Origin of the sequence: Brumicola blandensis (assembly GCF_031846165.1) — a bacterium.
Lineage (GTDB): Bacteria > Pseudomonadota > Gammaproteobacteria > Enterobacterales > Alteromonadaceae > Glaciecola > Glaciecola blandensis.
In genome coordinates this window covers 856,652-873,848 of sequence record NZ_JAVRIE010000001.1, presented here as the reverse complement: position 1 = coordinate 873,848, position 17,197 = coordinate 856,652, and the positions used below count along the sequence as shown (strand labels likewise).

Annotated in this window: 17 protein-coding genes; 8 read left to right on the top strand and 9 right to left on the bottom strand. The window is 42.3% G+C overall.

Annotated elements, in window-relative coordinates; translation table 11 throughout:
* The first annotated feature begins 12 nt into the window (after positions 1–12).
* On the top strand, positions 13–888 hold the full coding sequence (locus RM544_RS03785) for a LysR family transcriptional regulator (RefSeq protein ID WP_311360427.1): 876 nt from the start codon (positions 13–15) through the stop codon (positions 886–888).
* A gap of 22 nt (positions 889–910) precedes the next feature.
* Here the strand turns inward: RM544_RS03785 and RM544_RS03780 are convergent, their stop codons facing one another.
* Positions 911–1,675, bottom strand: a complete 765-nt coding sequence (locus tag RM544_RS03780; RefSeq protein WP_311360426.1) for a hypothetical protein — start codon at positions 1,673–1,675, stop codon at positions 911–913.
* A 36-nt stretch (positions 1,676–1,711) separates the two neighbouring features.
* Positions 1,712–2,446 carry a sensor histidine kinase gene (locus tag RM544_RS03775; RefSeq protein ID WP_311360425.1) on the bottom strand — a complete coding sequence of 245 codons (735 nt, stop codon included), beginning with the start codon at positions 2,444–2,446 and terminating at the stop codon, positions 1,712–1,714.
* 316 nt (positions 2,447–2,762) lie between these two features.
* Between RM544_RS03775 and cysB the strand changes: the two genes are divergently transcribed.
* The gene (gene cysB / locus RM544_RS03770; RefSeq protein WP_311360424.1) at positions 2,763–3,737 is read left to right on the top strand and encodes an HTH-type transcriptional regulator CysB; all 975 of its coding nucleotides are present in this window, start codon (positions 2,763–2,765) and stop codon (positions 3,735–3,737) included.
* A 25-nt stretch (positions 3,738–3,762) separates the two neighbouring features.
* Here the strand turns inward: cysB and RM544_RS03765 are convergent, their stop codons facing one another.
* The 3 genes from RM544_RS03765 to pabB form a co-directional block, all read right to left on the bottom strand.
* Positions 3,763–5,136 (bottom strand): L-serine ammonia-lyase, encoded by a 1,374-nt coding sequence (locus RM544_RS03765; RefSeq protein ID WP_311360423.1) that lies wholly within the window; start codon positions 5,134–5,136, stop codon positions 3,763–3,765.
* Between the two features lie 154 nt (positions 5,137–5,290).
* Complete coding sequence (locus RM544_RS03760) at positions 5,291–5,884, bottom strand: CoA pyrophosphatase (protein ID WP_311360422.1); 594 nt, start codon at positions 5,882–5,884, stop codon at positions 5,291–5,293.
* Complete coding sequence (gene pabB, locus RM544_RS03755; RefSeq protein WP_311360421.1) at positions 5,877–7,322, bottom strand: aminodeoxychorismate synthase component I; 1,446 nt, start codon at positions 7,320–7,322, stop codon at positions 5,877–5,879. The genes RM544_RS03760 and pabB overlap by 8 nt, the downstream gene beginning before the upstream one ends.
* 107 nt (positions 7,323–7,429) lie before the next feature.
* Between pabB and RM544_RS03750 the strand changes: the two genes are divergently transcribed.
* Both RM544_RS03750 and RM544_RS03745 read left to right on the top strand, forming a co-directional pair.
* Positions 7,430–8,965 carry a fumarate hydratase gene (locus tag RM544_RS03750; protein ID WP_311360420.1) on the top strand — a complete coding sequence of 512 codons (1,536 nt, stop codon included), beginning with the start codon at positions 7,430–7,432 and terminating at the stop codon, positions 8,963–8,965.
* A 172-nt stretch (positions 8,966–9,137) separates the two neighbouring features.
* Positions 9,138–10,613 carry a DNA recombination protein RmuC gene (locus RM544_RS03745; protein ID WP_311360419.1) on the top strand — a complete coding sequence of 492 codons (1,476 nt, stop codon included), beginning with the start codon at positions 9,138–9,140 and terminating at the stop codon, positions 10,611–10,613.
* Between the two features lie 78 nt (positions 10,614–10,691).
* Here the strand turns inward: RM544_RS03745 and RM544_RS03740 are convergent, their stop codons facing one another.
* From RM544_RS03740 to RM544_RS03730, 3 genes are read right to left on the bottom strand one after another with little or no spacing between them, the layout of a single operon-like run.
* Positions 10,692–11,774 carry a hypothetical protein gene (locus tag RM544_RS03740; protein WP_311360418.1) on the bottom strand — a complete coding sequence of 361 codons (1,083 nt, stop codon included), beginning with the start codon at positions 11,772–11,774 and terminating at the stop codon, positions 10,692–10,694.
* A 36-nt stretch (positions 11,775–11,810) separates the two neighbouring features.
* Positions 11,811–12,218, bottom strand: a complete 408-nt coding sequence (locus tag RM544_RS03735) for an OsmC family protein (protein ID WP_311360417.1) — start codon at positions 12,216–12,218, stop codon at positions 11,811–11,813.
* Positions 12,219–12,237: 19 nt separating this feature from the next.
* Positions 12,238–13,083 (bottom strand): CvfB family protein, encoded by an 846-nt coding sequence (locus tag RM544_RS03730; protein ID WP_311360416.1) that lies wholly within the window; start codon positions 13,081–13,083, stop codon positions 12,238–12,240.
* Between the two features lie 88 nt (positions 13,084–13,171).
* Here RM544_RS03730 and RM544_RS03725 point away from each other — a divergent pair, with 88 nt between their 5' ends.
* Genes RM544_RS03725 through RM544_RS03710 form a run of 4 tightly spaced genes read left to right on the top strand, consistent with a single transcriptional unit; the run spans position 13,172 to position 16,614 of the window.
* Positions 13,172–13,912, top strand: a complete 741-nt coding sequence (locus tag RM544_RS03725) for a 5-oxoprolinase subunit PxpA (RefSeq protein ID WP_311360415.1) — start codon at positions 13,172–13,174, stop codon at positions 13,910–13,912.
* Positions 13,909–14,754: a 5-oxoprolinase subunit B family protein gene (locus RM544_RS03720; RefSeq protein ID WP_311360414.1), complete on the top strand. Its 846-nt coding sequence runs from the start codon at positions 13,909–13,911 to the stop codon at positions 14,752–14,754. Before RM544_RS03725 ends, RM544_RS03720 begins: the two co-directional genes overlap by 4 nt.
* The gene (locus tag RM544_RS03715; RefSeq protein WP_311360413.1) at positions 14,745–15,713 is read left to right on the top strand and encodes a 5-oxoprolinase subunit C family protein; all 969 of its coding nucleotides are present in this window, start codon (positions 14,745–14,747) and stop codon (positions 15,711–15,713) included. Before RM544_RS03720 ends, RM544_RS03715 begins: the two co-directional genes overlap by 10 nt.
* Before the next feature lie 43 nt (positions 15,714–15,756).
* A complete protein-coding gene (locus tag RM544_RS03710; protein ID WP_311360412.1) occupies positions 15,757–16,614 on the top strand; it encodes an aminotransferase class IV in 858 nt (285 codons plus the stop codon).
* Positions 16,615–16,686: 72 nt separating this feature from the next.
* Here the strand turns inward: RM544_RS03710 and fur are convergent, their stop codons facing one another.
* Positions 16,687–17,118, bottom strand: coding sequence for a ferric iron uptake transcriptional regulator (gene fur, locus RM544_RS03705; RefSeq protein ID WP_311360411.1), 432 nt, complete (start codon positions 17,116–17,118; stop codon positions 16,687–16,689).
* Positions 17,119–17,197 lie beyond the last annotated feature (79 nt).

Below are 17,197 nucleotides of genomic sequence, written 5' to 3'. Positions count from 1 at the left end.
AGGAGCATAAACTTGGTCTCCATCAAAAACATCAGCGCATTTGTTGCTGTAGCCCAGTCTCAATCATTTGCTGACGCATCTCATCGGATGCATTTGTCTCAGCCAGCGCTGTCATCCGCGGTTAAAAAGTTGGAGGAGCAACTGGGAGGGCGTTTGTTTAGTCGCTCGACTCGACGTGTGAAACTTACCCCTGAAGGTGCTGCTTTTTTACCTGTTGCAAGGCGGCTCATTGCTGATTTAGAGAATGCTATATTCGACGTAAAGCAACTTTTTAACCTAGAACAGGGCTTATTGAGCATAGCGGCCATGCCTTCCTTTGCAGAAGGTAAACTCCCGTCTTTATTGAGCTCGTTTGGTTACGCGCAACCCGGAATAGGAGTTAGGGTTATTGATGAGGTAATGGAGAACGTGATTCAGAGCGTCATTGAACAGCGTGTTGAAATTGGTTTTAGCTTCGCACCTGAAGACAATGATTTAGTCGATTTTACACCTTTATTCACCGACGAATTTGTATTGATAATGAACGAGGCCCATACTTTGAATCAGGTTGAAAACCTTCGAATTAATGATTTATCAGGGCATGCCTTTGTTGCAATGAATCGAGGTTCGAGCACGCGAAATTGGATTGAGCACACCTTTGAGCAGCAGGATTTGAAGGTAAAAGTTGCCGCTGAAGCATCTCAATTTAGTACCATTGGGAATTTAGTAGCATCAGGTTTAGGGGTGTCAATCGTGCCATCTATGTGTATCGAACAAATGCGGGCAAAAGGGTGTGTAGCTAAGCAAGTAGATGGTTTAAATATTGTAAAATCGGTGGGTTATATTACATCAAAAGAGGCGGCATTATCTGCAATCGCAAGTGCGTTTATTAGCACCTTGAGCTTGTAGTAGAGGCCTAAAAATACAGTCTCTACCACTTTTTCTTTGGGGCGAAAAGCTCATCAATATCTTCGCTTTCTTTTGCCTTTTCTGCCGCAACCTGAGCAAGGTTCGCTTCCTTCATGGCACTCTCTAAACTATTAAGTACTTTCTCGAAGTCAGCAACTCTTAGCGCTGTATATTCATCTTGTGGCTTGTGAGACTTAAGCGCGTGGACTGCTTTTTCTAAATACTGTCTTGCACTGCCTTGCATGCCAGACGTCAAGGCATCATTCGCACGTTTATTTAAGGTTTCGATGTTCACACGAAGCTGCAAGCGCTCAAGACTCTTGTCTTCAAACGCAAAAACCTTTGGTGAAATATTTCCTTTACCTTGCTCTGAGCGCAAAATAACCCGTAATTTCTTTACTGCTTGAATGTACTTAATAATGACCTTGTCGTTCGACGGCAGCTGAAACGCACTTTGGTCTGGAGGCGGTTGGGCAATATCAACGTTTTTAAGGTTCGCTGTGGTTTCCCCCAAGCGTTGCTTAAGGTCTGGGTTTGGGCTTTTTTCTAAACTTGATTTTATCGCGTTATGTATGCGTTTCAGAAGGATAGCGATGAGTTGCTGAGATACTGGCATTTGACCTGCCGCGGTCAAAGCGGCCTCAGTTTCGTCAATGATAGCGCGTTGACGACTGACTTCTTCTCTTTTTTGTGTTTCTTTTCGCTCTTTATGTTGCTGGACCGCACTCGCAGATATGCCAGCAATGATCAAAATAGCGATAAGCAGTATTACAATGGTGTAACTCATTTTATATTTCCGTTCCGGAGTATTGTTACATTTCCCTTAAGGTAAAAGTACCGTGAAGATACTACCACCAGTAACACTATTATTACTCAGTTGAATGCTTCCTTGTCTATTTTTATTCTTATGAGCCAGCGCTATCATTCTTGCAAAATATAGCCCCAAGCCAGTTCTTCCTTCGCTAATGCACAAGGTATCCATTGCAGCTGCTGACATATCGAGCATGCTTTGCGGATAACCATGGCCGTCATCTTCTACCGTTAAACATAAAAATTCGTCTTTTATTTCAGCACGAATATCGATGCTTTTTGCACCATAGCGCATCGCATTAACGAGGACATCGTTCATCAACAAAAATAACAAATCCTTGTCCATGTACCAAGACAATTCTTCATCGAGTTTTATATTAACATCGATATCTTTTTGTTTCGTGTAAGTTCTATTGGATTCAACTAATTCTTCGGCTAAGTCGAAAATAAAACATTCATCCACGTGCAATGGAAGGGCATCTAAGCCTGAGCGATATAATGAAAGAACCTGCACTAATGTCGTGTTCATGCGGCTTGCTTCATAATGCAAGTCAACGATGTATTCTTGTGACTTCGATTCGGTTGTGGGTATTTGAGTGTGCAACTCTTCAATTGTATGAAGGAGCAAACTCAACGAGTTTTTCATATCGTGAACTGCAACAGCCATGACCGAAGCAAAATCTATTTTATCATTTAGCTTTTGGTCATCCTCAGACATTGATTCTACAGGCATTTCGGCTTCTTGCATGTGTCACCCTTGTGGATAGTTGTTTGTTATGCGTTAGATAACGCTGGCATATTAAAGCTTATCGACTTAAAGCCCAAATTCTACACTATTTGTACTCGAAAGGTTGCTAGGATTGGATACGAAGGTATCAACTTGTTGTTTGTGTTAATGGTCGGATCAGTCGCTATGAAAATTCTTATGCAATTTTGTTTTAAATTCGCTATTATTTGACTCGAAAGTTTATATGCTTTCCACCTCGCCACCTATCTGTCCGAATGACTGATAAAAGACCGTGAAGTATGACCGCTACGCATCGCCAACCAGACTAGGCTATTAAATGAAATTACAACAATTAAGATACATCGTCGAAGTATTAAATAATAATCTCAATGTGTCAGCAACGGCCGAAACACTATTCACATCGCAGCCTGGTATCAGTAAGCAAGTTCGCATGTTGGAAGACGAACTTGGTATTCAAATATTTGGAAGAAGTGGTAAGCATTTAACGCATGTCACTGAAGCTGGCAAGGATGTCATTAATATTTCTCGTGAAATTCTCGCCAAAGTAGAAAGTATCAAAGCCGTCGCGAGAGAGCACACCTTGCCAGACCAAGGGAAGCTTAATATTGCCACCACGCACACTCAAGCACGCTATGCTTTACCTGACGTGATCCAAGGATTTATGACGAAGTATCCAAAGGTTTCCTTGCATATGCATCAAGGAACTCCGTCTCAAATAAGCGATCTTGCAGCGAAAGGTGAAGCAGATTTTGCTATTGCAACAGAGTCCTTGCATCTATACAACGATTTGGTCATGTTGCCTTGCTACCACTGGAATCGCTCTGTCATTGTAAATAAAGAGCATCCCTTAGCGAAGAAAACATCCATTACCATACAAGACATTGCGAAATATCCTCTCGTGACCTACGTTTTTGGGTTCACTGGGCGCTCAGAGTTAGATCAGGCATTCTCGCAGGCCGGCTTAGATCCAAAAATAGTCTTTACAGCTACCGATGCAGACGTGATCAAAACATACGTTCGTTTGGGTGTTGGTATTGGCGTGATAGCGTCAATGGCGGTAAGTGACGAACTAGATTCTGACTTGGTGAAAATAGATGCCAGCCATTTATTTGACTACAGCACCACTAAGATTGGCTTTAGAAAAGGCTCATTTTTACGTAACTATATGTATGATTTTATTGAGCGCTTTGCGCCGCACTTAACAAAAGAAGTGGTTGAGCGTGCAATGATGCAAAAGAACAATGATGAAGTAGAGGCCATGTTCAAAGGCCTAACGCTACCTGTAAAATAAAACAGGTAGCGCTGGTAGTGCATTACTAGCACTCGATAATATTGACAGCCAAACCGCCTCGAGCGGTTTCTTTGTATTTGGTTTTCATATCGTTGCCTGTATCCCACATTGTCTTGATGACTTTATCTAGTGATACTTTATGGTTTCCGGTCCCTCTAAATGCTAAGCGCGAGGCGTTGATGGCTTTAATGGCACCCATAGCATTTCGCTCGATACAAGGCACTTGAACCAAACCACCAACTGGGTCACAGGTAAGTCCTAAGTTATGCTCCATGCCAATCTCAGCTGCGTTTTCAACAGCAAGCACAGAGCCACCTAAAATTTCAGTCAATGCGCCAGCAGCCATTGAGCAAGCCACGCCAACTTCACCCTGACAGCCTACTTCTGCGCCTGAAATCGACGCATTCTTCTTGTACAAAATACCAATGGCAGCAGCAGTGAGTAGATATCGACAAGCTGTATCGTCGTCGACAGGTCTGATAAATTTATTGAAGTAGCACAAGACCGCCGGAATAATGCCAGCAGCACCATTTGTCGGCGCGGTTACCACTCTGCCGCCCGCTGCATTTTCCTCATTCACCGCTAAGGCAAATAAGTTGACCCAGTCCATGGCTTGCATTGGGTCATTACTGTTTTCATTTTTTAGCTTTCTATACAGTCCAGACGCTCGTCTATGCACTTTCAGGCCACCTGGCAGAATACCTTCAGTACTAATGCCATTTTCTACACACTCTTGCATGACTTGCCAAATTTTAAGTAAGCGTCCTTGTAATTCCTCTTCAGATATCAAAGACAACTCGTTCCGCATCATTAAGGTACTGATCGAGAATCCGTTTTCATGACAAATACTGAGTAACTCTGCTGCAGTTGAGAAAGGAAAGGGGGCATCTACTTGTTGTTCAGCGAATTTTTCTGCCTTTTGCGCAGCGAACTCAGATTCTTCAACGATGAATCCGCCGCCAATTGAGTAATAGGTTTTTTGCGCGACACACTCTGTGCCGCGATATGCAAAAAAGGTCATGCCATTAGAGTGGAGTGATAGTGTTTTTCGTCGATGAAATACAATAGCGCCATCTCGTGGAAATGCAATTTCGTGTTCGTTATTAAGCCTTAGTACTTGAGTGCTATCGACTTCACTGAGCATAGCATCGACTTTTTTAACAGGCACATTATCCGGCAAGAAACCCATTAGGCCTAAGATGACAGCTTTACCCGTTCCATGACCTTTGCCGGTTTGGCCCAAAGATCCATATAACTCTGTTTTGACTGCTGTAACATCAGTCAGTTGCTCACTTGTTCGCAGATAATCGCAAAATTCGACTGCCGCGCGCATCGGACCAACTGTATGTGAACTCGAAGGTCCAACACCAATCTTAAACATATCGAAAACACTGATCATAACAATATATACCGTTTATTAATTCCGCATTCAGTTTTACATAGAATAGCAAATTAACAAATGAGAAATGCTAATGGCTTGCATGAGATTTGTTAATGGTATGTTAGCTCGTACTGGGCAAGTTGGCACTTTAAAAAGGCGGCTAGTACCACTATTATTTGGTATAAAAATCGAGGTGTCGACTCAAAAGAGCTGTCATACCGGCGGTCGCTCCCCATATGACATCGTTGCCGAACTGAATGAAGTACACGGGGAATTTTTGTTTTCGGCGCTCAACATGATGCACATAGTAATTATCTTTTTGCATCAAATGAGCTAATGGCACCTGAAATATACGACTGACTTCGTTCGGATCTATTTGAAGATCGGACTCGAGGTCCATGCTCTCATCAATAATACCGATTACTGGAAGCACGGCAAAGCCACTTATGGTTTTATATTCGGGTAGGGTACCTAGTATGCGCACATTTTCAGGCGGTAGCCCAATTTCCTCTTGGGCCTCTCGCAGAGCGGTATCAATTAAGCTAGCATCAGTATCTTCAAATTTACCACCAGGAAAGCTAATCTGTCCCGCATGATGATTTAAATGCATAGCACGTTGAGTAAATAATACCTGTAAGTCATCGAAAGGTGGTTGTAAGCATATTAATACCGCAGCAGGCCTCGTGCTTGCTGGGAACGGGAAGTCGTGTGCAGGGCCGCCAGACCAAGGTAGATGAAATTTAGCAAGGAAGTCTTTTTCATTCATGCGTAAAGGGTACCTCTAAACTTTCTGCAAGAACAGGGAGTATTTTGGCTACTTTATCCAAACTCTCTTGGTACTCAGCGCTAATATCCGAATCCAATACGATGCCGCCGCCAGCCCAGCAATATAGATTATTGTTCTCAGCCAAGACTGTTCGAATACAAATGTTTGTATCCATATCCTGGCGAACGCCAATATAACCAATGCTGCCGCAATAAATACTGCGCTTGTCGGGCTCTAACTCTTGTATAATTTGCATCGCTCTGATTTTTGGGGCGCCCGTAATCGAACCGCCAGGAAAAGCGCCTTTTAATAAGGTAAGCGGCGTTGCGTCAGCCTTTAATTCGCCCAATACAGTGCTTACCATGTGATGCACTGCTGGATAACTTTCTAAAGCAAACAAGGCGGGGACCTTAACCGAATGAGGCAAACAGTGTTTGCTCAGATCGTTTCGAAGTAGATCTACGATCATGAGGTTCTCTGCTCGGTCTTTTTCAGAATGCAGTAGTTCCTCGCTCAGCTTTTTATCTTCAAACTCATCTTTCGCTCGTTTTCTTGTTCCCTTTATTGGTTTGGTCTCAACTTGTCCTGATTTCACTTGAAGAAAACGCTCGGGAGACACGCTCATAATGCAAGCATCTTCTAAACGGATAAAAGCAGAAAAAGGCGCTTTATTTACTTCTCGTAAACGTTTATACGCAAGCCATTCACTCCCAGTGTAAGAAGCATTAAAACGCTGTGCAAAATTAATCTGATAACAATCACCTGAATGCAGGTAATCATCAACTTTCGATAAATTTTTCTGATAGTCATCGACACTCAGGTTCGATGTCCATTCTGAGCTTAAGGCAAACTGAGTTGAAGAGGCTGGTGCCTTTGATTTAAGTGGTTGAGTTGCCAAACGAATCATTTCCGTTGCCCGACTTTCATCAAGATAACAACAGAACACTTTATTCAGCTTATTATCAAATATGAGACTTTGATCGTAAATACCAACGCAACTATCCGGCGTGCTATATTGCTTCGGATTGGCATCTGGGATATCTGCTAGACGGGTATTGAGGTCGTAATTGAAGAAACCGAGAGCACCACATAAAAAAGGAAGTGTTGTTTCTTCTTGTATTTGCACTGAATCACAGAAGCGCTGATGAATTTCAGAAATACGCTCAAAAGGACAACTTGCCTCTGTTTCACTCGAAGCACGATCTTTATTGAGTAGGCTTTGCCATGATTGCTCAGCACTTTCGACTAAAAGTGTAGATTCTTGTACTAGCTTTACAACGGGTGAGTAGACAATAATATCGTATCTACCGTCACTCAACTGATTGTTGCAGGTATCAAGTAGGATTGCCCATGGTTGTTCTTGAAAGGCTTCAAAGACACTTGCCGCGGACATGCTGTCCAAAGCGGGTACGTCGATAATGTGTAAAGGTACTGACAAAACAATCCTCGGAAATATTCAGTTTTATAGCGAAAAAATAGTTCGTTAAGTAGTATACTTCTCTCAGTGTGAAAACAATATTATTCTTTGAAAAAACAGGGGACAACATGACAGTCATTCGTCAACAAGACTTTATAGACAGCATCGAGGATGCGCTTCAATTCATTTCTTATTACCATCCATTAGATTACGTAAAAGCAGTTGAAGCCGCTTACAATCGAGAAGAAAGCCAAGCCGCAAAAGATGCGATGGCGCAAATCTTGATCAACTCTCGTATGTCAGCTGAAGGTAAAAGACCACTGTGCCAAGATACGGGTATTGTGACCTGCTTTGTTAAAATAGGCATGGGGGTGACTTGGGATAAAACAGATATGACTGTGCAAGAAATGGTCGATGAGGGGACTCGTCGCGCATATTTGAACCCAGACAACCCCTTGAGAGCGTCGATTGTATCGGATCCTGCCGGTGCAAGAAAAAATACCAAAGACAATACGCCAGCGGTAGTTCATATGGATACTGTCAGTGGCAATAAAATCGAAGTCATGATTGCTGCAAAAGGCGGTGGTTCAGAGAATAAGTCTAAAATGGTCATGCTCAATCCAAGTGATGATATCGCTGAATGGGTAGTAAAAACGCTACCTACGATGGGAGCGGGCTGGTGTCCACCTGGCATGCTAGGCATAGGTATTGGTGGAACAGCTGAAAAAGCTGCAGTTCTAGCAAAAGAAAGTTTGATGGACCCTGTCGATATTCAAGAGTTGATGGAGCGAGGCGCTGAGACGACTGAAGAAAAACTCCGTCTTGATATATTTAAGAAAGTGAATGACCTCGGCATTGGTGCACAGGGCCTAGGAGGCCTAACGACGGTGGTTGATATCAAAATCAAATCTGTACCAACTCATGCCGCGTCTAAACCCGTTGCGATGATCCCCAATTGTGCTGCTACCAGACATGCACACTTCTATCTTGATGGTTCTGGTCCTTCAGAATTGGAAGCACCTAAACTAGAAGATTGGCCAGAAATTACGTGGGAAGTAGGTAAAGATACACGAAGAGTGAATCTTGACGATATTACTAAAGACGACATTCAAGAGTGGAAGGTGGGTGAAACTGTCTTGTTAAGTGGGAAAATGTTAACGGGGCGTGATGCGGCACACAAGCGAATTCAAACGATGTTAGACAACGGCGAAGGCTTGCCCGATGGCGTAGATTTGACAAATAGATTTATTTACTACGTGGGGCCAGTTGATGCGGTAGGTGATGAAGCAGTTGGTCCAGCAGGCCCAACAACGGCAACTCGCATGGACAAGTTTACCGACATGATGCTAGAGCAAACTGGCCTCATCGGCATGATTGGAAAAGCTGAGCGTGGCCCATCGACAGTAGAAAGTATCGCAAAGCACAAGGCTGTGTATTTAATGGCGGTTGGTGGAGCAGCATATTTAGTGTCCAAAGCAATCAAAAAATCACGCGTGGTTGCTTTCGAAGACTTAGGTATGGAAGCGATCTACGAGTTTGATGTTGTGGATATGCCAGTCACTGTTGCTGTCGATAGTTCTGGTGCAAATGCTCATCAAACCGGCCCAGCTATCTGGAAAGCGAAAATTGCAGATTTAGATGCTGCATTAAAAGCAAAAGTATAAGCGTTGTTAGCCACTCAAGTGAGGTTTACTAGAGTGGCTACAGGCAAGTGTTAAGCATAGCCGCAGTCATTCAAGGCTGCGCTTTATCATAAGAATTTCATTTATAGAATTTCCTGTTCAACCATTCAATAATATCGCCAATCGACAAAAACAATAAAAAGAGAGTGATTGCATGATTACGCCATATTTAAATCAAGAAGTTGCGATAGCCGCAGGAGCGTCAGCGCTATTTATTATTGTTGTGGCGTACTTTATTTTACGGGCAAAGCATAATGCCTTGATTAATCTTTCACATGAAAAAGCATTATTACAACAAGCCTTCGATCAGAAGCAATCGGAACTTGTTGAGGTACTCAGAAAAAGTCAGCAAGTAGAAGATGACTATTCGATGAAGTTAGAAGCAGAACGGATGTTTATTGCCGACAATCAGCGAGAAATTGGTATTTTATCCCAAAAAGCTGATGAATTGGTCAGGCAGCAAAAAGAAAATGACGTATTAAAGAAACAAATCGACTCTGTTTCGAAGGAGTTAGGTGATCTTCAAGCTAAATTTCAGTCTCAACAAGCAAGCTTCAATCAGGAAAGGGTGAACTTTTCTGAAAAACTTTCTCTTTTAGAGAATGCGGAGAAGCAATTAAGTACACAATTTGAGAATTTAGCCAATAAAATATTCGAACAGAAATCAGAAAAGTTCACTAAAACAAGTCAACTTGGTATCGATCAGCTCCTATCACCGTTAAAAGATCAGATTGAAACCTTCAAAAAGCAAATCTCAGATCAGTATGTGAAAGAGGGTCAAGAAAGAGCCTCTCTTAAAACAGAGATATTAGGCTTAAAAGAGTTGAATAAACAAATTACCGAAGAGGCCTCTGCGCTCACAAATGCGCTGAAAGGAGATAATAAGATACAAGGTAATTGGGGTGAACTGGTACTTGAAAGGATCCTCAAAGAGTCAGGCTTGAGAAAAGGCCATGAATACGAAACTCAAAAGTCACTCAAAGATGATGCAGGAAAGCGTTATCAACCTGACGTAGTCGTGCATCTACCAAATGATAAAGACATTGTGATTGACTCGAAGGTATCTCTTATTGCGCACGAAAAGTTGGTCAATGCAGAAAATGATGAAAGCAAACAACTCGCGATTAAAGAACATATTCTGTCTGTGAGAGGACACATCAAAGGTTTGAGCAAAAAGGACTATCAAGATTTACAGGGAGTAAGGACCTTAGACTACGTGTTAATGTTTATTCCCATTGAATCGGCATTTATCTCTGCGATTGAGCATGAGCCGCAATTGATAAAATTTGCTTTAGACAATCAGATTATGCTGGTGAGCCCAACAAATCTGCTGGTTGCTTTAAGAACCATTAACAATATTTGGCAATATGAGTATCAAAATCAGAACGCCAACAAAATAGCGGAACAAGCACGCAAAATGTATGACAAGTTTCATGGTTTCGTTGGTGACATGGATAAAATTGGGCGAAATATTGAAGCTAGCGCTAAAGCATTTGAGAGTGCGATGAGTAAGCTTTCAACTGGCCGAGGAAATTTAGTCAGACAAGCTGAGCAGTTTAAAAGCTTAGGTGTATCACCAACCAAGTCTCTGGATCAGAAGTTGTTGGACGAGAGCACCGAAGATGATTAGTTTTTAGCATAAGGTAGAATGATCAATGCGCTCGTAAGAGCGTGTTAGAGGCTTTGCATATTGATGTTGGAGCAATATCTAAAACCGGTTCAAATCCAAATCTTTACCTTTCACTAAGTTTTGATACTCAGTTTGGCTTAAGTCAAAGCGGTAAAGTAGGGTATAAATAGATTGGGTTTGCAATGGATGATTGTCAGCGTTGGCAATGTTTAAGAGTGACTCTTTTAGCTTCGGGCTTCGGTCCATGACACCCGATTGCAGTGCGTCCAATATATTTGATTGTATTGCATAGTTAGGTTCGTCTTTATCAAATTCTCTGCTGGCTATCTGTTCTCGCTCTCTTGCAGAGCTAAACCGAAGTAGCTGACTGAAGTAATAAGCCTGATTGTCGGTTTCACTATCTGCGATCGCGATAGATAAACGCTCCTTTACTTGTTCACTTTCAACGACCGACATTTCGTAAGGCATTAGCATGTCCAGTGCTCGTAACGTTTCCTCATTATTCTCGCTATAAATAGCAATGTCTTTAATCGCATTGGTTATGTTTGTCGACTTAATACCTGTTCTGGCGATCAACTCTAAAAAGTCTGCTTTGTTGGAGTTTGAGTTATTGTTTAGCGTTTTCTCTGATATTTGGATAATCGCAGTTTGGCTAAGCTCTTGAGGGAGGCCCATGAGTATCGATACCAGCATATAATTCGCTTGAGAATCAATTGGGATTTGTTCAAAGTGCTCGAGCAAGCTTGCTAATTCAGCGCTGTCATTAATTAAAACTTGTCGTATTTCATCTATTTTTTTGCCAAATAAACTATAGTCGCCGTTTGATTGAGTGTAAAAAATCAGTTCGTCAAATAGACTCAATACGTCGTTATTACCGCTGATGAGCTGAGGACTGTCTTCTGCGGTATTAAGTTCGTTCGTTTCCTTTATTGCATCACTTACAACGCTAATCGGAATGTTGTCTGCAGTGATTTTGTTTGTATTTGCTGCTGGGCTCTGTTCGAGTGAAGTGTTGACAGAATGAAGTTGTTTAGACTCAGTGCTAGCATCACTTAGTGTAGTAGGGGAAAAGGAGTAATGGTGATTGCCGACTAAATAGCCGGCAATAAAAACACAAATTGTAAAGCACATGAATAGAATTAACTTCGCTATTGCACCCATGTGAAACCTTTCCTCTTGCGTTAGTTAATCATACGCCTATGACGATTTTACTTCGAAGCTTGTCGTGATGTTGACATTGCCTGTGAGCATAAGCATTACTGAACAGTACTTTTCTGTACTCAATTGTACTGCTCTTGCAAGTTGTTTTTCGTTGATGTCATTTCCAACTACCACAAAATGCGCGTGAATTTCTGTGAATTTTCTGGGAGCGCTTTCGGCTCTTTCAGCGCTTAATTCACAATAGCAACCATGCATGTCCTGTCTTGACTTACGCATGATTTCAACAACATCAACAGACGAACAAGCGCCGACGCTGATCAGAACCGACTCCATAGGCGAAAGTCCATTCCCGTTGCCGTCTAAACTAAGGGTTCTGCCATTGTCCATTGCCCCGTTAAATTCGAGACCCTCTTCGGATGGCTGCCATGTCACAGTTGCTTTCATATCTTATCTTATCCTATCGTTATTTATTAAGCTTAATATGGGTTTTACTGATGGTAATCTTCTTTTGTTTGTACAAATTGCCAATCGCTCGTTTGTACGCGCCTTTACTCACATGGTAGTGAGCTTGAATTTCCTCTGATGGGCTTTTATCAGTGAGTGTGGACAATCCACCATGAGCTTCGAGATCATCTAAAATTTGCTGTGCTAGATCTTTGCGTGCGTTGCTACCCAGTTTTTGTAAGGATAGATTGATTTTGCCATCTTCTCGAACCTCTTTCACGTAGGCTTTACACCGCTCGCCAATCTTCACTGTTCTGAATAGATCGCTCTTAAACAATAAGCCTTGAAAGCGTTTATTGATCACAGCTTTGAAGCCCAGTGATGTTTCATCGAATATTAGCAGGTCAACTTCTTCACCTGGACTAAGTTCGTCTGTCGTTTCTTCCAAGAATCTATAGAGTTTTGTACAACCAATCATTTTATGATTGTCTTCATCATGTATGAGATAGACAACGTAAGACAAGCCCTCATCTAAGGGCTTATGTTGCAGTGACCTAGGTACTAACAGGTCTCTCTCTAACCCCCAATCAAAAAAAGCACCAAAATCGGTCACACCGGTACATGTGAGAACTGCAAAATCATTCACCTTGATAGCAATCGGCTTTTCGCTAGCATGCAGGCTACCATCCTGTGAGTAGTAAACATAAGCATCAACGCTTTGTTCTAATTCCTTTTTACCTTTTGCGTCGTCGATTGGTAAGAAAACTTTTTGTTCGCTAGGGGTATCTTCGCTGATTGCGAGCGTGTAACCAAAGGGGAGTATATCTATTACTAACAGACTGTTTATATTGCCGATTTCGAGCATTTACTTTTCTCTCATACATGACGTGAGCTGAACTTACGGGTAGTATAACAGCTAAGTGTTTTTAAACGTGATGTATCGCTAGGAATTCATGAAATTAAATGCAGATTTAGGTGAAAGTTTTGGTGCGTGGGTGATGCAACATGACGCTTCAATTATGCCATTGATAGATATGGCTAATATTGCTTGTGGTGGCCATGCTGGAGATGCGCTCAGCATGCAAAAGGCAATAACTTCGGCCCTCGCAAACAATGTGCAAATTGGCGCGCATCCATCATATCCAGATATGCAAGGGTTCGGCAGGCGCAGTATGCAAATGTCTGAAGTAGATTTAGTGGCCACAATTCAAGGTCAATTAGCGACTCTCGATGGCTTGGCTCGTTGTCAAAAAACACATATTAGTTATGTGAAACCTCATGGCGCTTTATACAATGACTTGATGACAGATAAGGCCTGCAGACAGAGTGTGTTTAAAGCCATCTCATCTTTCCATACTGTGTTGCCGGTAATGCTTCAGGCCAGTCCAAATAATGAAAAAATTAGAGACGAAGCAAAAGAATTCGGCCTAAGCGTGATATTCGAAGCCTTTACTGATCGTCTTTATCAAAAAAACGGACTGTTGACCCCAAGGAGTAAAGCCGGAGCGGTGTTGAGTGAGGCAAAAGCTTTTGCACAGGCACTTACCTTGATTGATTCAGGTCAGGTGCTTGCTGATGATGGCAGCACACTTTCGGTGCAGGCAGACACACTTTGTGTACACGGTGATAATCAAGACGCCCTTGAGTTAGTGAAGAAAATCAGGTTGCACCTACTTTGCCAAGGTAAAAAATGACTGAAGACGCGCCCACTTTATACCAGGTTAAGCAAAGCAAAGAAGAGAGTTTGTTGGAACTGCGCTTGCCCTCTGGCGAAACGGGTAAGCAAACCATTCACTTACGTATCTGCATTGCAAGTGATTGTGCTCTGATCGTATATGCCGATTTGGATGAATTATTGTTGGCGAACCACGTTATCAAACAGTTAAGTAGGGCGATATTACAGCGACGTCCATCCTATTTACTTGAGTACATTCCGTCTTATAAAAGTTTGTTTTTAGAGTTTGATCTGCTTGAAGCCGATCTGTATGAAGCGCGTGCATTTGTTAAAAGTTGTTTATCTGAGGCAAGTTTCATTCATGCTGTTTCCGATGATTTGAAAGCGCTACAGGGCGGGGCAATTGACGTAGCTTGCAACAAGGCACATCGCATACCGGTTTGTTATGAACTATTGGATTTGCCTAGTGATCTCGAAAAAGTGTCACAAGAAACGTCATTAACCTGCAAAGAAGTCATAGCGACACACTGTACGTCGCAACTGCAAGTCTTTGCCACGGGCTTCTTACCTGGTTTTGCTTATTTGGGGGAGATTGATGAGTCAATTCAAATTCCTCGCTTATCGCAGCCGAGGGCTCGTGTTCCATCCGGCGCTGTAGCGATCGCAGATAAACAGACAGCCATTTACCCTATTGAATCCCCTGGTGGCTGGCATATTCTTGGTTATACTCCTATTAGTCTCATATCTGAAAACCCTGAAAAAGCATCGCTTTTACAGGTAGGAGATCGCATTCAGTTTTATGAGATAAGTGCCAAGGAGTATCTGAAAATGTGTTCTGAGCAGGCTTCAAAATGCGAGTGATCAATGCAGGGTTTAAATCAAAGCTAATTGATTTGGGCCGGAGAGGATTGCAACATATGGGCTATTGCCAGTCAGGTCCTGCAGATCAAAATAGCTATAAACTTGCGAATTTGTTATTGAGAAATGCCCCCGATGCTGTAGCGATAGAAATAATGTTTGGTGGCCTTGAGCTTAAAATAGAACAAGATATGCTGCTCACTTTGACTGGGGCTGATTGCGACTTATATATTGATGACAAGCACTACACTATCAATCAAATTGTGTCTGTTCACGCTGGCCAATATGTTCGCGTCAGTGCGCCACGTGCTGGTCTATATTCATACCTAGCACTTAGCCATGAGGTCGTCTCTCCCTTACACCTAAACTCTGTTTGCGCGGTGGAACGAGAAAGGTTGGGGGGCAGTGAAAATAATGGTGTTGGCCTTAAAGCCATGCAGTGTATTGAACTCGCTAATCGTCACCTTGAACCAGAGCAGCTAAGTTATGTGTCAATATTAAACGAATCTCCTAATCAGAAGGCGCTGGATGGCATAATGACGCCGATATCAAGGTGTGTCGTTGTTCGATTTGTGCCAGGTTACCAATATTCAGAGTTTACACACACACAAGTCGCTCTTTTCAAAGGGCAGAAACATGAGGTCACTCATCACATTAGTAGCATGGGGGTGAAGCTCAAAGGCTTACCTATCGATATTGGCAAAGTAACAATGTACTCTGAAGGGATCAGTAAGGGTGCGATCCAAGTGACGCCAAACGGGCAAGCGATAATTATGCTTCACGAAAGACAGACGATTGGTGGTTATCCAAAAATCGGTAGTGTAATATCCGCCGATATACCCATCTTAGCTCAATGCCAAGCTGGCACCCATGTTCAGTTTGTTGAATGTGATGTTGATACAGCGCGTGAAATGCTATTACTACGTCATGATAAGTTTCAGCGTTGTTTTGGTTTGAGTTAAGTTTTGACTATAAGCAGTACCTTGTGATGACAGGAGAGTGGATATGCACAAAGTGTTTTTGAATGGCGATTTTGTCGATGCTGATAAGGCCAGCATTTCACCTATGGATCGAGGCTTTTTATTTGGCGACGGCATTTACGAAGTGATACCCACTTATTCTACTAAGCCGGTTGGCTTAGGTCTGCATCTTGCCCGCATGAATGAAGGCCTAAAGGCAGTTGGCATAGAATATCAGGCTGATGAGGCACAATGGCGTAAGGTTATTGGTGACTTGGTAAAACAAACCGACTCAGATTCACAAGCTGTGTATATCCATATTAGTCGTGGGGCTGACAAAAAGCGTTTTCATGCCTACCCAAAAGGTATTCAGCCGACTGTGTTTGCTTATGCTTTCGACATTGCACCGAGTCAAGACTTACAATCCAAGCATACTAAAACCTACCATGTGACATTGGCTGAAGACTTACGTTGGCAGCGTTGCCATATTAAGTCCACTTCTTTGTTAGGCAATGTGATGCATTTTCAGCAGGGACAAGAAGCAGGAAAGGATGAGGTGATTCTCTACAATCAGCAAAATGAGGTTACAGAGGCTGCCGCGTGTAATGTTTTTATCGTTAAAGATGGTCGAATTGCAACACCTCCCTTAGACAATCACTTGCTTCCTGGGATTACAAGGCGAATTGCCATTGACGCTATCCATAAATATACCTCATTGCCTGTTGATGAGAGAGTCGTCAGCCTTGATGAATTGAATGAAGCAGATGAAGTTTGGATAACGAGCTCTAGCAAAGAACTTGGGCCCGTACTCAGTATTGATGATAAAAAAGTGGGTAATGGAGAGCCAGGAAAAATATGGCGAGAAGCGCAAGAAGCCTACAACAAACACAAGTTCAACTGTTAGCATTACTGAGCTAAAAACTGGCTACGAACCTTGAATATAACCGCGGTGGCCAGTCTTTGCTCATAGAGTAGTTTATTCTGAGTCTTCGTTCTCACAATTCACTTTTTTACACTCACCATAAAGATATAAGCTGTGATTCGTCAGCTTCATATTATTCTGTGCAGCAATTTCGTCTTGCCTTTTCTCTATAACATCATCTTCAAACTCGAAGACTTTGCCACAAGTTAGGCAAACTAAGTGGTCATGGTGTTCCTTGTGGCTGATTTCAAAAACCGACTTTCCACCTTCAAAGTGGTGGCGATTCAGTAAGCCAGCATCATCAAATTGGTTTAGGACTCTGTATACAGTTGCAAGGCCGATTTCTTCACCTTGATCGATCAATATTTTGTAAACATCTTCAGCGCTAATGTGCTGATTTTGCGGCTCTTGTAGTATTTCCAATATCTTCAAACGTGGAAGTGTTACTTTTAGTCCTGCTTTTTTTAATTCTTTATTTTGGTCCATGAGATACTTCGCCGTAAAAACTTGAAATATATTATAGGTGACTTGTAAAGATTTAACAGTATCTGCCGTAATATTTATA

Coding starts and splice junctions, on each gene's coding strand:
- RM544_RS03750 (WP_311360420.1), top strand. CDS start 7,430: ATGACAGTCATTCGTCAACAAGACTTTATAGACAGCATCGAGGATGCG.
- RM544_RS03725 (WP_311360415.1), top strand. CDS start 13,172: ATGAAATTAAATGCAGATTTAGGTGAAAGTTTTGGTGCGTGGGTGATG.
- fur (WP_311360411.1), bottom strand. CDS start 17,118: ATGGACCAAAATAAAGAATTAAAAAAAGCAGGACTAAAAGTAACACTT.
- RM544_RS03775 (WP_311360425.1), bottom strand. CDS start 2,446: ATGCAAGAAGCCGAAATGCCTGTAGAATCAATGTCTGAGGATGACCAA.
- RM544_RS03710 (WP_311360412.1), top strand. CDS start 15,757: ATGCACAAAGTGTTTTTGAATGGCGATTTTGTCGATGCTGATAAGGCC.
- RM544_RS03780 (WP_311360426.1), bottom strand. CDS start 1,675: ATGAGTTACACCATTGTAATACTGCTTATCGCTATTTTGATCATTGCT.
- RM544_RS03715 (WP_311360413.1), top strand. CDS start 14,745: ATGCGAGTGATCAATGCAGGGTTTAAATCAAAGCTAATTGATTTGGGC.
- RM544_RS03765 (WP_311360423.1), bottom strand. CDS start 5,136: ATGATCAGTGTTTTCGATATGTTTAAGATTGGTGTTGGACCTTCGAGT.
- RM544_RS03735 (WP_311360417.1), bottom strand. CDS start 12,218: ATGAAAGCAACTGTGACATGGCAGCCATCCGAAGAGGGTCTCGAATTT.
- RM544_RS03720 (WP_311360414.1), top strand. CDS start 13,909: ATGACTGAAGACGCGCCCACTTTATACCAGGTTAAGCAAAGCAAAGAA.
- RM544_RS03730 (WP_311360416.1), bottom strand. CDS start 13,083: ATGCTCGAAATCGGCAATATAAACAGTCTGTTAGTAATAGATATACTC.
- cysB (WP_311360424.1), top strand. CDS start 2,763: ATGAAATTACAACAATTAAGATACATCGTCGAAGTATTAAATAATAAT.
- RM544_RS03745 (WP_311360419.1), top strand. CDS start 9,138: ATGATTACGCCATATTTAAATCAAGAAGTTGCGATAGCCGCAGGAGCG.
- RM544_RS03740 (WP_311360418.1), bottom strand. CDS start 11,774: ATGGGTGCAATAGCGAAGTTAATTCTATTCATGTGCTTTACAATTTGT.
- RM544_RS03760 (WP_311360422.1), bottom strand. CDS start 5,884: ATGAATGAAAAAGACTTCCTTGCTAAATTTCATCTACCTTGGTCTGGC.